Raw genomic sequence first — 16716 nt, forward strand, 5'->3', positions numbered from 1 at the left:
TTACATATTGTACACAAAGAGCATTTTTATATTTAAAGGATTACTTCAATGACCGCCCAGTCTCCTATTGATTACAGCACTCAGCCACAGATCTTACTAACGCAAGCATTCAGCCAATACGCCAATAAAGTTGCACTGGTATTTAACGGTACGCAAGTCACCTATAAAGCACTTGAAGAGCAGGTAACACGAGTCGCCGCGAATATTAAGCAACAAGCGAACCTGAGCCAATCTCAATCGCCTTATGTGGCACTATATCTCGAGCGCGGCATTGATATGGTCGTGGGGATCTTAGCGGCAATCAAATCAGGATTGGGTTATATCCCTATTTCCACTGAGGCACCCAAAGCTCGCTGCGAGTTTATTCTTGAAGATAGCCAACCGGCGCTTATCGTCACTCATGGGCATTATCAAGCGCTGCCACAATTTGGCCACACGCCTCAAGTGTTGATCGAATCTCCTGCAACGCAAGCCTTTGTTACTCCTGATTATAAAATGAGTGATATTGCCTATGTGATCTACACCTCGGGCACCACTGGCACGCCAAAAGGCGTAGAAGTACCTTACCAAAATTTACTTTATTTAGCCGAGTCACAAATTGGCCGCTTTGAACTAGACCAACTTGACCGCGTTATGATGTTTGCCTCTTATATTTTCGATGCCAGTGTATTTGAGCTGCTCGTGCATATCATGTTGGGCCAAACTGTATTTGTAACGACAGAAACCGAGCGACGTGATGCCAAAGCGCTAAGCCAATTGATCTCAAAGAATGCGATTCAATTTGGCGCTATCCCTCCTGCATTGCTGGCTTTGATGGACCCCCGAGATTTGCGCTCTATGCGCAAATTAATCGTCGCAGGAGAAACCCCAAATCTAGAAATGCTTTCTCGACTTTCAGAAGTCACGCGAGTGTTTAACGGTTATGGTCCTACCGAATATACCGTGTGCACCTGCGCCAATGAATATACCAATGCCGACTCCGAATTTAATATTGGTCAACCTTTTGTGAATACCAAACTTTATGTGCTAGATGAGCAATTGCAACAAGTAGCCAATGGCGCTATCGGTGAGCTCTATATTAGTGGTGCAGGTTTAGCAAAAGGATACTTAAACCGTCCTGAGCTCACAAAATCTCGATTTATCGCAAACCCCTATTATCAAGCAGAAGTCGACCCTGTGCACTTCGCTAGACTTTATAAAACTGGCGACTTAGTAAGTTTTGACGGTGATAATTATCATTTTGTTGGTCGTAATGACAACCAAATTAAGCTACGCGGATTTCGTATTGAGTTAGGTGAAATAGAAAAAGTTGTTGCCCAACATGAGGCGGTAAAACTTGCAAGCTGCCAAGTAGTACAACGAGGTAATGCTAAGTTCTTGGTGGCATTTATCGTTCCTCATAGTGAACCTACAGCAGACCTTGGACAACACATCAGCCAGTTAGCAGAAAAGCTACTGCCAGACTATATGCTGCCAGATCACTATCAATGTTTAGACTCATTACCCATGACCGAAAACGGGAAGGTAGATAGCCGCGCACTCGCTAATTACGAATTAAGTAGCCAACAAGACCAACCACAAGATCAGCTTAGCCAAGAACAACAAGCTTTTTTAGCGCAGTTCCAAGGTTTCTGTTTGCCTGGTCTTGGCTGGCAACAAGATTTTTTCCAACAAGGTGGTGACTCCATCTCTGCAATCAACCTTAGCAACCAGTTATTTCAGCAGCTCGGCTTAAGCGTGCCAACACATCTAATCTATCGCTATCGTAGTGCTGGACAAGTATGGCAAGCAATGCAAACTCAACACTTTGAAACCATTGCGATTCCAAAGCGCGGTGCCGATTTTGAGGAGGTCGCCCCGCTATCACTGCAACAACGCGCGATTTGGTTTTTAGCCAAAGCCGATCCAAGCGATAAAGCCTATCATGCAAAGTGTACTATCACCTTCAGTGGCGATTTAAATGTACCTGCACTACAAGGCGCATTACAAGATATCGTTGATAACCATGCGATTTTCCGTACTAGCTACGACTTACATGAGCCGCTGCAGTATATTGCAAAGCACTACCAGCAAGACGTGCCTTACTTTGACTTTAGTGAGTATCAAGAAGCACAAGCGTTAGCTGAGGTCGACAAACTCGTTAATGGTCATATGAATGATATTTTTGCGATTGACCAATTACCGCTGGCACGCTGGGCAATTGTAAAAATTAGCGAATCTAAACATGTACTTATTCATATTGAACATCACTTAGTACATGATGGTTGGTCTTCTAACATCTTCCTTGATCACCTATTTAGTTGTTATAAACAGCGCTTGAATGGCGCAAGCCAAGGTACTTTGCCAGAAATCACACAATACGCCGATTACGCAGCCTATCAGCATCAATGGTTGGGAACAGAGCAAGCCGAGCTGCAACGTCAATTTTGGAAAGCACAACTTCAAGACGCACCGAGCCGTATTAACTTGCCTGTTTCTCGTCTCGGCGAAACCGCAACCGAACGTGGTCGCGCACACCGGGTTAAACTGCCTCGTTCGCTATGGAACAATTTAAAAGCCTACAGCCAAGCGCATCAGATCACGCCATTCGCCGTTGCCCTTGCGGCATTAAATATTGTCCTTTCGCGCTTTAGTGGCGATGAGGATATTTGTATTGGTTCTGGCGTTGCAAACCGAGGCTACACCAATGTGGATGATACCATTGGGATGCTCGTCAGCACCGTAGTGGCGCGAGTTCAGCAAACACCAGAAATGTCTGTTGAACAACTGGTACAGCATTGTTTTGAAGTCAGTAACGATATGCTGGCCAATCAAACCCTACCATTTACTGAAGTCGTCGCGGATGTAAACCCTGAGCGCATCAAAGGCGTTAACCCGTTATTCCAGATCTGTTTTAGCTTCCATGATTCACCACTGCCAGAGCTCACGCTTCCGGGGTTAGATGATATTGAGTATTTCGAGGCGATCAGCAGTCAAGCGGCGAAGTTTGAGATTAATATCGTGGTGCTTACCCGTATGGGGCAAGATCAGGATGATTCGGTCACTATGTTATGGGAGTTTGACTTAAACCGCTACGATCCTTGGTTTATCGATGCCTTAAGTGACAACTTTAGTCATATTCTCGCGCAACTTATCAGCGTTGATGGGCAATTACCACTTGAACAGTTGAGTTTACAAAGCCATGTTGAACGCGATGTTCAAATAGCGCAGCACCAAAGCCAAGATTTACTGTCACTATTTACGCATCACGCGCAGTCTCGCAGCCAGCAAACTGCACTTATCACCAGTCAAACGGAGTTAAGCTATCAGGTGCTGAGTACTCGTTCAGACAGCCTTGCTGCACATATTCTTAAGCAGTATGGCACGCTTGAGTATATCGGCCTATACCTGCAGCCCGGCATTGACACTGTTGTTGCTATGCTTGCCATCATGAAAGCTGGCGCCGCTTATGTGCCGCTATCGCCAAGAGCGCCAGCTGCCCGCAATGCTTTTATTATTGACGATGCTCAGCTCAAGTTAGTATTAACCAACACCATAAGTCAGCAAAGCTTGAGCGAAAATGAGCAATCAAATTGGCCACTGTTAAACTTGGATAATACATTCGCGCCTTGCGATATTGCACTTTGCCAACCGTCGCCTGATTCTGCAGCCTACATCATTTACACCTCAGGTACGACGGGCCAACCTAAAGGCGTTATTCAAAGCCATAAAAATGTTGCGCGCTTGCTATCTGCCAGTCAACCGCTTTACCACTTTAATAGCGAAGATACCTGGGTGCTTTATCACGATACGATTTTTGACTTTAGTGTTTGGGAAATATGGGGAGCACTGTGTCATGGCAGTCGGTTGTTTATTCCAAGCTACGAAGAAGCAAGAGATAGTTTTGGTTTTGTAAAGCAGTGTGAGCAATTTGCTGTCACCGTGCTTAACCAAACTCCAAGTGCATTTTATAATTTTAGTGATGTTGCCATTTCTGCGGCGGCGTCGCTCGATAGCCTTAGCACTGTGATCTTTGGTGGTGAGCAGCTCAACTACGATAAACTGGGTCCTTGGTGGCAACGCTTTGGTCAGCGTATTCAATTGGTCAATATGTACGGTATTACTGAAACCACGGTACATGTCACCTATCAACCTTTGCACCCTAACATGAATACCCAGATTGCTGACATTGGCGTGCCGCTCAATGATATGCAGGCTTGGGTGCTGGATAGTCAGCTACGTCCCGTACCTGTGGGTTGTCCGGGAGAGCTGTTTATCTCTGGTGCAGGTTTGGCGATTGGTTATTTGAATCAACCTGAGCTGAGCGCTACTCGCTTTTTTGAGCTAACGCTCAATGGCAAACTCACCCGCGTTTACAAAACCGGTGATAACGCCAGATTATTGCCAAGCGGTCATTTAGAATACCTAGGTCGTTTGGATAACCAAGTGAAGATCAGGGGTCATCGTATCGAGCTTGGTGAAGTCGAATCCCAATTGCTCAGCTGTAGCGGTGTTAAAGAAGCCGCAGTGATCACCTATACACGCCAAAATCAAACGGCGCTAAGTGGCTATGCTGTGATGGAAAGTCATGCTTATTTTGACGCCGAGCAATTACTTAACCATCTACGAACGCAGCTGCCAGCATATATGGTACCGGATAGCATCACCCAACTCACGGCGATGCCACTAACCGTAAACGGTAAACTAGATAGCAAAGCACTACCGCTACCGCAGATGTCATCATCAAACCAATACGCCGCGCCGCGCACAGTGCTTGAGCAGACGCTTTGCCAAATTTGGCAAACCACATTAGAACTGGAACAAGTCGGTATCCATGATAATTTCTATCGTCTAGGTGGAAACTCCATCTTAGCGGTGCAGCTCGTGCGCAATGCCCATAAATGGCATCAGATTGCCATCCCGCTATCAGCGATCATTGCCAACCCATCGGTTGCAGCTCTGGCACAATACCTAGACACCATAGAGTTGAGTGATATCACCCAATCTCAAGACGCACCTGCCACCACCTCTTCACAGGTGATGGAGCTACAGTCATGGAGTTAACATCTTTACTAAACGACCTTCACGCGCAGCAGTTGCGCGTGTGGGTGTCTGAGCAAAATACCTTGGCACTGGGATATGAGGGTAACGTAGCGCCAACTTTGCTCACGGCACTCAAAGCGCATAAAGCTGAATTATTGGCGCTACTAAGCGCCCACCAGATCTGCTCCGAAGCAGCCTTTTTAAGTTGGCCATTATTAAAACCAGTGCCGCTTTCCAATGCCCAGGCAAGGTTGCTGTATGTAGACAAACGTGCACCAAAGTCTTGTGCTTATCATATTCCAATGCTGGTTGAGCTGAATGATCCAGCGCAGCAACAAGACATAATCTCGGCACTAGCACAGCTGCTTGTCCATCACCCTATCCTAACGAGTGTGATTGAAACCGATGCTGAGCATTTTAACTGCCGAGCAACCTTACAACCTCTTGCGGTCGAGTATCACCGAGCAATCACTTTGACTCATGTACAAACACTGGTAAGAGAGCACATTCACACGCCGTTTGATCTCCATACTCAAGCTCCCTTTAGAGTCTGTATTATTGAGCTTGAGCAAAGGCATTTTATGCTTTTCCTTTGGCATCATATCGTCTTTGATGCTTGGTCAATGCGAGTCATGTTGCGCGATCTGGTTAGCTTGCTACAAGGAGAAAGCATTAAGCCATTAAGTTATTTTGACTTTGCCAAGTGGCAACAAAAGCAAGAACAAAGCGCTGCACACAGTTATTGGCAAACGCAACTTGCAGGCGCTCATGCCACACAAATTGCACCGCTGTTCGCTACACAAACACACGAAACCGAATCGCTCACGCACTATTTTGCATTTTCACCACAGCAAAGTCAGGCATTGCGTGCCCTAGCAAAATCATTAAATACCACAGTGTACAGCGTGTTGCTTGCCCATTACTGTTATATTTTGGCACTGCATAGCGGTGAAACAGACATCGTGATTGGTGCGCCATCGGATAATCGAGATCACCCGCAAACGCAAGAAATGATTGGCTTTTTTGTCAACACCTTAGTGCTTAGAGTGAAGCTAGATTATCGCCAAAATTTTGCCAGCCTCGTGCAGCAAGTTCATGAGACCGTGCGCGCCGCAAAACAATACCAAAGTTATCCTTATGATCAACAAGTTGCCTGTTTGAGTGAGGGCAAACACTCACCTCAGCCAAGCCTGATGTTTAGTGTACAGAGATTTGCCAGCGAGCTGATGGACGAGTTTGCGTTACCATTTTCAGCAGTTGATGCTTTTACCAACGAGTCTTTATATAACCCGATTAAATGTGATTTCCGTCTGGCATTTGATGATAGCAATACAAATTTGCAAGGACAGATAAGTCTTGATCCCAATAAGTTTGATGATGCATTTGCACAGCAATTTGCCCACACCTATCAGCAATTATTGGTACAGCAGGTAGAGCACAGCGACGTCGCTCTTGAGCAATTATCAACTTCTCACACTGGTACAACACCACCAGCGACCACCCTTAAGCAAACTCCAACCCTATCGCTATATCAACAATTTTTAGCCTGCGCCTCAGCAGCTCCAGATGCACCAGCATTACAAAGCAACGATGAGGTTATTACTTACCAAACACTCGCTGCGCGTGTTCAGCACCTGATTGTGCAACTCCAAGCACAGTTAACCCACGAGCAAAGCCCTGTGGTCGCGCTGATGTTTGAGCGCAGTCCAGAGATGATAGTCGCCATATTAGCAACACTTGGAGCGGGTGCTGGATATCTACCGCTCAATCCAGAGCAAGGCCAAGCACGTAGTGAGTTTATGTTGCAAGACAGTGGTGCCAACCTGCTACTTTGTCATCAAGCAACCTTGAATACGGCTATGTGTTTTAGCGCAATCACAAATGTGCAAAACATTGACGAGTTAGCACAACAACCAGCTCCTGTTTTCAATTCAGCTCAAGCACACTCACCGTGCCATTCATCACTTGCATATATTATTTATACTTCTGGAAGTACCGGCAAACCAAAAGGCGTTATGGTAGAACAGCGGCAAGTTCAGGCTTTGGTTCAAAGCGCAACTGCGGCTTACGATTTTAACTCAAGTGAAAAAACACTGAGTCTGGCTCCATACTTTTTCGACGCGTCCGTAGAGCCACTCTTTTTAACGCTGCTCAACGGTGCGTGCTGGGTGATCATAAATGAGGCAAGTGCAAAGTCGCCAGCTATGATAAGCGATACGCTCGTTAACCAACGGGTCAGTCACTTAGTTACAGTTCCGGCATTTTTAAGTGCCATCGGCACGCCGCCCCAGCATCATGCACTACAGCGTGTGATCACCGGTGGCGAGCCTTGTGACCGCAATCTCATGGAGGCATGGACGCCTCTTCTTCATATTGAATATGGTCCGACCGAAACCACGGTAACCGCAACAGCAAACCACCAGCCGCTACAATCACGCTATTTCAATAATATTGGCGCACCGCTGGCTCATGTTGATATTCAGATCGTTGATGCCAACCTCAAGGCGCTGCCACCCTTTTGTCAAGGAGAGATCCTGATTGGTGGCGCGAGTGTCGCACGAGGCTATGTTAACCTTGCAGAGCAGACGGCATCGCGCTTTATTAACTGGCACGGAACACGTATGTATCGCACGGGCGATCAGGCGCGGTATCTGGCAAACGGCGAGATCCAATTTTTAGGACGTGCCGATGAGCAGGTAAAAATTCGTGGCTATCGCATCGAGCTACAAGAAATAGAACACTTACTTAACCTGCACCCGCAAATCAACCAAGCTTGCGTCAAAGTACAGCAAAACAACCATCTCATTGCTTATTTCACTGGTGAGCAAACCCTCTCTCACACCGAGATTGTGAAGTGGCTACAACCACAATTACCAGATTATATGCTGCCAAGTGCCACGTGTTGGCTCGAACAATTGCCTGTGCTCGCCTCTGGTAAAGTGGACAGCCGCAGCTTACCAAGCCTCGCACTAGTATCACAGACACCATACCGAGCACCACGCACGCCATTAGAGCAGCAGCTTTGTGCTCTATGGCAGACGCAGCTTGAGGTTGAGCTCGTAGGTATTGATGATGACTTTTTTGCCTTGGGCGGCCATTCTCTAAGTGCAATGGCATTGGTCGCTAAAATGCACACTAGCTGTAACGTTAACATTAGTTTGAGTCAGTTTTTGCAAAGCAAAACGATAGCGCAACTGGTATCACAGCAAGTTAGCAACGCCTGCAAGCCTTTACCGATCGCATCAACATCGCAATCACTTGATGAAATCATCGTGCCCGCGCAGCAGCAAGCGATGCTCACCAGCGAGCAATTAGCAACACAATCTGGCGCTTTTCATATCCCCTTACAGCTTAAATGCCCAAGTGAGCTACAACAGCAAGCCTTACGACACGCAATCTATCAACTGGTTGAGCGTCATGCTATTTTGCGCACCCGCTATACTCAACAGCAACAAGGTCGCTGGGCATATAAAGATGAGCAAGGCGTGCCAACATGCGAAACTCTAATAAACACGCCGCATAGTGAATTTATCGCTCAGACATTTGACCTTGAAAATGATGCGCCGCTGCGGCTCGGACTGTATCACCAAGATGATGAATTTGGCGTGTTACTGGTATTTCATCACATAGCCTTCGACGGCTGGTCTACACAAGTATTGTTGGATGAGCTGAACACGCTGCTATCGGGACACACGCTTACCCCAACCTCACTGCAATTTCGCGACTATGCATATTGGCAATCAACACAACAATACGACGAAGCCGCAGCATTTTGGCAGCAACACTTGATTGATATTGATGTCACCCCATGGCCAACCGATGAGCCAAGACAGGCTTTGTTTGATCATCAAGGTGAAACATTCCCCTTTACCCTCTCAGCAACACTAACTGCTGAGTTAAGGGGGCTGGCAAAATCACATCAGGTATCTATGTACAACTTACTACTGTGTGCTTTTCAGCTCGCATTATGTGCTTGGGATAGTCGTGAAAGTATTGTCGTTGGCTCCCCCACTGATAACCGCGACTCGGCATTTAAAGATACACTCGGTTACTTTGTTAATACCTTACCGATGCCGCTGCGTGTCGACTTAAATAAGAGTTTTTCTGACTACCTAAGACAAAGCCAAACGCTGTTACTTGCGGCAAAATCTCACCAACAATTGCCATTAGAGTCAATTGCCGCGCAACTTGGGTTGATCCGAGAGGTGGGTGTATCGCCACTGTTCCAAGTGTTTTTTACCTTTGATCAGTTCTCACTACCAACAGCGCAATATCAACATTTTGAAGTCGCCAGCGGCACCGCCCAGCAAAACCAATATCACCCAGCCAAGTTTGACTGGAATTTGGTGATTAAAGATATGCCAGACCAACTGATTGGTCAGCTTATTGTTGCTCGCAGTCGTTATCACTCTTCCCGCTGCCAACAATTTGTGCACTTTTTCTGCCGTTATCTTGAAAATCTCTGTCAGTACAACGAGAAGCCTTTACTGCAATGTCCTTTAGTTAGTACTGAGAATCTACAGCAAGTCATCTCAGAAACTCGATTATCACAACCAAATGACGCTTTTTTAGTGCAATTTGCGAAGACAGTAGCAGCGTATCCAGAACGCACTGCATTAAGCTTCGCAGAGCAAACCGTGAGTTACCGCGAGCTCGACTTGTTTTCTGATCACTTAGCAGCACAGTTGGTTGCGACCAATGACGAAGGCTCGCCAGTTGCACTTTATTTTGATAAAGGTATAGAAGCCCCCATAGCAATGCTAGCGGCGCTAAAAGCGGGCATGCCCTTTGTCTCACTCTCAGCCAATCATCCAGTTGCTCGTCGCCAAGAGATTATGGCAAAAGCGCAGGCAAAACTGCTCCTTAGTCGCACACCACTCAGCTGGAATGCGTTGCCAACACTGACCTTTGATGTACAGACACTACAGCAAACTACTCAACTACTGCCATATTCAGCCAACAATCATGCGACAGACAAACTGGCTTACCTCATTTTTACTTCGGGGACGACGGGAGAACCAAAAGGGGCGATGCTGTCTTACCAAGGCCTTGCTAACCTCTGCACCGAGAAGCGCAACACCCATAAATTAGAGGGAAATACTCAGGTAGTCACCAGTCAATATGCTGAATATGTTTTTGATGCCTGTATTTGCGAAATATTCCCAGCCCTAGCAGCCGGCGCCAAACTGGAAATCATTCCAGAGCCAATACGCAAAGATCCACAACAGCTGTGCCGCTATCTCAAAGCTAAGCAGGTCAATGTTGCGTTTATTCCTACGGTATTTATCAATCAGTTTCCAAAGTGGATTGCGGATATTAACCTAACCGTATTGTATGCCGGTGGTTCTCGTTTAGACCCAGTCAGCCACAAGTTGGCAGAGCATCATTTCAATGAATATGGATTAAGTGAAACAAGTGTCACCGCAACACTTAGTGAAGTACACCCCAATACACCTATCACTATTGGTAAGCCTATTCGTAACACTCGATGCTACGTGTTGGACCCTTTTATGCGGATTTTACCGGACGGCGCGCTGGGTGAGCTATACATCGCCGGTGATTGCGTCGGTTTGGGCTATTGGCAGTCACCAAAGCAAACGGCAAAACACTATATTGACTATCACCTTCGCTGTGACAACAACCACTTTTCTGACGAAAAGCTCTACCGCAGCGGAGACTTAGTGCGTAAAAATCAGCAAGGTGAATTCGAGTTTGTTGCCAGAGCTGACAAACAGTGGGATTTACATGGTCACCGCGTCGAGCCAGGCGAAATCGAGTATAAACTCAAAGCGCACCCAGATGTTGACCATGCCGTTGCACACTTACATTTAAGTGAAACAGGCAAAGTGCTGTTGGGTTATGTCGTACTTAACGCCAACACTGAGTGTGATGTAAACGACCTTCGCCAATGGTTGAATCAACAGCTCCCAAGCTATATGCAGCTCGCTGCGATATCACAGATTGACGCACTTCCAATGACAGTAAATGGCAAACTTGATACCACACAGCTCATCATTCCAACGCTGCAAGATAGTATTACCTATATCGCGCCAGAGACGGAACTACAACAACAACTCGCCAATGCTTGGCAACAAGTACTTGAAATCTCTGAGATTGGCCTACAACACGACTTTTTTGCTTTGGGTGGCTCATCCATACAGGCAGCACAAGTTACCGCTCTGTGTAGTCAAGCGCTCGGCAACGAAATTGCCGTTGCGACCTTACTGACTTACCCACAACTTGACGCATTTGCCACGCAAGTAGAACAACAGCTAAACGCGCTCGCCAGTAGCGAAGACTGCGAATTTGAAATGGAGTTATAACGCATGATCGAATCATTTATTTATGAACTAAAACAAAGTGGGATAAGCGTTTGGCAGCAAGAGGATAAATTAAAAATTGCTAGCAACGTGAATTTACAAGGCCAAGCAATTGTTGAGCAGTTAAAACAGAATAAGCCACAATTGTTACGCTACCTCACAAGGCAAGGCATAGATAGCAAAGCTCGTTTTGATGAACTGTCTATCTTGCCATTGGAAACCCGATGCGCTCCGCTTACGCTTGGGCAGCAACAACTACTGTTTACGCAAGAAGTGAGCAACGCGGCAAGTACTTATCATATTCCATGCCTACTCAAAATCGCCAAGCACTGCGATATTGAAAAACTCACAGCAGCAATAGAACAGCTGGTGATCCGCCACAGTGCGCTAGATATGGTTGTGGCCTATGATCACCAAGGAAAGACGATACAACAGCCTGCCAATGAGGCGTTTGTCGTGACGCATCATGAGCTTGGTAATCTAAACTTGTTTGAGCAGTGCGAGCATTTCTTTAACGAGCCGTTTAGCTTACAGCATTCTCGACCATTTCGTGCCTATGTCATCACCTCAAAGGAGCAGCAACATGTGTTTTTTGTCTGGCATCATATTGCCTTTGACGGATGGTCTTTGGGATTGTTTTTACAGGAATTGACGTCACTCTATGAGGGAGAGAATCGACCTCTGAGTCTACAATTTAGTGATTATGCTTATTACATGGCAACACCCGGCCAGCGTGAACGACAAGCAACAAGTCAACGTTACTGGCAAACTCAGTTGGCTGATTACGAACCATTAAAACTTGCGCAAACTCAGTCGCGCCCAGCCACCTTTGATCATCGCGGCGCGATACAGAGCATTGTGCTAGATGAAAGTACGACGCTAAAGTTACAACAAACAGCGAAAACGCACCGCATTAGTATTAATACACTTGGGCTTGCGGCTTGGTATCACACCCTTGCGCTACTCAGTCATCAACGTCAATTTGTTGTTGGTATTCCAAGCGAGAACCGTCCAACGGCACTGCAGCAAAACATACTTGGATATTTTGTTAACTCATTGCCGATTAAAGCGGATATCGATATGACGATGTTACTTGAGCGCTGGTTCACTCAAGTTAATCAAGTCGTTAATCAAGCCAAGCAACATCAGGCCTTACCGTTTGAGGCCATTAAGAATAGCTTAGACGTGCCGCTCGACACTAGCATGCACCCGATATTTCAAACGTTGTTTAGCAGTAGTCAGTTTGCCCCTGAGCAACATCATACCTTATGGCAAAGCGTTGACCTTGATCTAACCCAGCAATGCCAAGCGAAGTTTGATTTAACATTACACTTGAGTGCAGGGAAGACCACAGAGTTAGGGTTAACTTATGCCACGGCACTTTTTTCCAGCTCATACGCGCAGCAGATCCTCGAGTTATATCAAACGGTTTTACAGGCTTATCTAACAGTTGAAAACGCCCAACAGCCTCTTTATAGCCTACCTTTATTGAGTAACACGGCGCAGCAAAAACAATATCAATTAAGTGGAATGCAACACGCTTATCCGAGCGTGGCAAGTATCACCGACCGGTTTGCTGAAGTAGTAGCGCGCCATCCAGATAAAGCCGCTATCAGTAATCGCCATCAAACCTTGAGCTACCAAGAGCTTGATAACCAAGCCAAGCAACTTGCCAATGCAATCTTGGCAGTCTGCCCTGAACCCAAAGTCGTTGCACTCTACATGCGAAACGACATTGAATTTGTGATTGCCATGTTGGCGGCACTAAAAATCGGCGCGGCATACACAACGCTATCGCTCAAAGACCCAGTGGCGCGTCATCAATATCAACTGAGTGATAGTAATGCTGACGTAATAGTCTCCTTGCATGAACATAGCCAAACATTGGCAACACTCAACCACACCAATATCGCTGAAGTTTTCTGTGATACAAGTCTGGCAGATACTGATATCACGGCGGGTTTTGAGCCTATGTGCATCGCACCTAGCGAAGTCGCGACGATTATTTATACCTCAGGTACGACAGGAAATCCTAAAGGCACATTGCTCTCTCATGCCGCTATTAGCTCTTTGGCACTCGATAATCATAGTTACCAGCATCAGCCCCAAGATAGCTTTATTCAACTCGCAAACCCAGCTTTTGATGCCACTCTATTTGAGATATGGAGCGCATTACTCAACGGTGCTGAGGTGCACTTAGGCTATCAGGACAGCCTTAATTCTGCAGCGCAGCTCCGTGCAACATTGCAGACGTTGAATATCACTTCGATGTTTCTAACCCGCTCACTGTTCGACACTTTGTTGCTGCAAGACGAGCATATTTTCGCTTCTCTGACTCATTTACTCGTGGGTGGTGAAGCATTAACAGAGTCGATAGTAAATAAATTGCTGGCGTCCACATCTTGTCCAAAACACTTTATCAATGGTTATGGTCCGACTGAGTGCACCACATTTACCACAGTGCAAACGATGTCTAAACAGCAGTCTGAGATAGCAATCGGCAAGCCAATCCCAGGGCGCGCGGTAGCTGTAGTCGGTCGCAATAACGAATTACTGCCACTTGGTTGCCCTGGCGAGTTAGTGGTCTGTGGGCATGGCGTGGCTGCACGTTACCTCAATAACCCAACACTCAACAGCGAAAAGTTTGTATCCCTAAATCTGTTTGGCTCTATGCAAAAGTACTATCGCACGGGCGACTTAGTGTATTGGAATGCACAACAGCAACTGTGTTATATCAACCGTGGCGATCAACAAGTCAAAGTGCGAGGCTTTAGAATTGAGTTGGCAGAGATTGAGCATCACCTTAATCAGCTGGCGGATATAGATAGCTGTGCGGTTATTGCTAAAAAGCAGCAGGCTCAGACCTTGCTGCATGCATATTTGGTCATCAAACCCGCGGCCGATCAAGCTGCGGTACTCAGCCACTGTAAAACTCAGCTTACCAAGCAGCTTCCTAGTTATATGATGCCACATAGCTTCAATGTACTTTCGGCGTTACCGTTAACGCTCAACGGCAAGCTCGACAAAACTAAGCTGCCAGAACCTGAGCTAAAGCAGCATCAACTCGTTGTGCCACAAACCAACACAGAGAAGGAAGTGCTGACCATTTGGCAGGATGTTTTAGGCCAGAATCCACTTTGTTGTGCGACGGCAGTAACTGAGCAAGGTGCCGACTCCATTAGTTTATTAAGCTTTTGTGGGGCTGCAAGCAAGCGTAATTGGCAGCTAACGCCACAACTTATCCTTGAACACCTATCAGTGCAGCAACTGGCAAGATTTATTGATAATCAGACCCGACTTGATTTTGCCACCATGAGTGAAAGTCAAGCAATTGACGCTGCGCTTGCCCATGAGCATTTCGCTCCTTCACGTTTTTTCAATGCACCGCAGAGTGAGTTTCTGCTTCATCTCATGCCCGCAGCAGCAACCGCTGATAGCTTTGCACCTCTGTGTGAAAAACTCGCGCCCGACCTGCGCATTCACGCATTAGAAAATATCAAACTGTTCACAGGCAAACATATCAGCTTGCATACTATGGTGCGCTATTATGCTCAGCGTATTACAGAGGTATCGCCAACTGGCCCACTTTACTTGGGCGGCTTTTGTGAAGGTGCGGCATTGTCACTGGAAGTGGCGCGTTACTTGGCCGAAATGGGTAGAGAAATTGTCCACTGCTTTTTGATTGACCCCGTCTTACCAAGACTTACTTCAGCAGCGCGTCAGGCCGCCGAAGAAGAGTATATCCGTTCGCAAGACGATGACGCTAAACCTATCGCCCGAGCATTTTTAGACTTTACTCAATACTTTCAAACCGCGACGGCGTTTACCTTCCCTGTGAGCTTCTTTATCGCCGATCATGTCAGTGATGAGGCCATTCCACTTCCGGCACTGAGGTTGATCCATCAAGTGGAAGACACACCTTCACTGTATAAGCGGACGTTTGCAAGTGACAGAAATGGTTTTGAAAATTTACTTGCCAATGCAGACTATATTGCGCTTGAAAGTGCACACGATGAAATCATGACTGACGCTAAAGACTTATCCATCATCGCGTCACATATTAATGCGTTAATGCAGCAAACGAATAGCGCCGCAACCACAGTGGAGCAACGCGCATGACTCGTTCACAATTTGCTACACGATACGGCATCCACCTTGGGTTAACTATGTTTGCCAGTATGCTGGTGCTCCCTATTTTTACGCCTTATATGCTGAACTTAGGCCTAGCATTGCAAGATGTGGCCTTAGCTATGGTGGTCATGGCTATCACTATCGTGGTGTTTGAAGTACCAAGTGGTATTGCGGCAGATGCCATTGGTCGCCGCAAAGTATTTTTAGCTTCTTTGGTGTTTGCCGCTGTATGCAACTTACTTTTATTGTTGAGTGAAGACTTTTGGCACGTCAGCTTAGCCATGGCATGTTGGGGATTAAGTCAGGCATCGTTAACTGGCACGCTCAACGCATGGTTTGTTGAAACTTATCAAAAGCTTGAAGGAGACGAACCACTGAATAAAGGGTTCGGTAAAGTGTATGGTATTGGCTATCTTATCGGCGCCAGTGCCGCTTTATTTGCCGCCCTCTTTTTGGCGTTTTCGGCTAGCCCAACACAACAGCTCAACCACTTGTATCAAGCCTTAATCCTGATTTCGATAGCGGTATTGTGTGTGGTATTTGCATGTACTTTTGTCGTGGTGAAAGAGTCAACTAAACCTCAGCAAGACGTAGTTGAGAAAGGAATGATTAGCCAAGCTAAGGCCATGCTGGCGACTTGTAAGCAAAGTGGTATGCAAAGGCTGTTGTTGGTGATTGTTTTTGCAATCCCTGTTGCCAGCAGCATAGAGAAGTTTTGGCCTGCCCTAGCAGAGCACTATAGTAGTGCACCAGTTGACTCTATTGCGTGGATATTCCCAGCAATGATGGCAGCTGGATTTGTATTAAATGGCGTCGCTGCTGCGATCAGCGCTCCGATCTGTTCTCTATTTGGTCAACGCTTAGGGTATGTCATGGCATTCGCTCATTTCGCCAAATTAGTCTTTGTGTTGTTACTTGCTTGGGTTACGTCACTACCATTACTGATTGTAGCTCTGCTGTGCTTTTATCTTTGTATGGGACTAGCGCAACCGGCACAACTGCAACTACAACATCAACTGAGTAGCGATAACGTGCGAGCCAGTGTGGAGTCTATCATGTCACTGACCACTCGCTTTGGTGGCTTGCTCGGCTCTGCGTTAACCGCTTTACTTTTGGGCTACGTCAGCCTGACTATCAGCTGGATAATATTAGGCGCAATTTCACTCGTTGCTATCATGCTGTGCTGCTCGAGCACAATCAATCAACCGGAAGCAGAGCTCGTTGCTGCGCAGTCGTAACAGAC

At 46.5% G+C, this 16716-nt stretch carries 4 protein-coding genes; all 4 read left to right on the plus strand.

Annotated elements, in window-relative coordinates:
* Positions 1 to 48: 48 nt before the first annotated feature.
* From PPIS_RS13835 to PPIS_RS13850, 4 genes are read left to right on the plus strand one after another with little or no spacing between them, the layout of a single operon-like run.
* Positions 49 to 5043: a non-ribosomal peptide synthetase gene (locus PPIS_RS13835; protein ID WP_010378235.1), complete on the plus strand. Its 4995-nt coding sequence runs from the start codon at positions 49 to 51 to the stop codon at positions 5041 to 5043.
* Positions 5034 to 11345: a non-ribosomal peptide synthetase gene (locus tag PPIS_RS13840; RefSeq protein WP_010378233.1), complete on the plus strand. Its 6312-nt coding sequence runs from the start codon at positions 5034 to 5036 to the stop codon at positions 11343 to 11345. The genes PPIS_RS13835 and PPIS_RS13840 overlap by 10 nt, the downstream gene beginning before the upstream one ends.
* A 3-nt stretch (positions 11346 to 11348) precedes the next feature.
* Positions 11349 to 15461, plus strand: a complete 4113-nt coding sequence (locus tag PPIS_RS13845; RefSeq protein ID WP_010378231.1) for a non-ribosomal peptide synthetase — start codon at positions 11349 to 11351, stop codon at positions 15459 to 15461.
* A complete protein-coding gene (locus PPIS_RS13850; RefSeq protein WP_010378229.1) occupies positions 15458 to 16711 on the plus strand; it encodes an MFS transporter in 1254 nt (417 codons plus the stop codon). The genes PPIS_RS13845 and PPIS_RS13850 overlap by 4 nt, the downstream gene beginning before the upstream one ends.
* Positions 16712 to 16716 lie beyond the last annotated feature (5 nt).

It is taken from the genome of Pseudoalteromonas piscicida (genome assembly GCF_000238315.3).
Lineage (GTDB): Bacteria > Pseudomonadota > Gammaproteobacteria > Enterobacterales > Alteromonadaceae > Pseudoalteromonas > Pseudoalteromonas piscicida.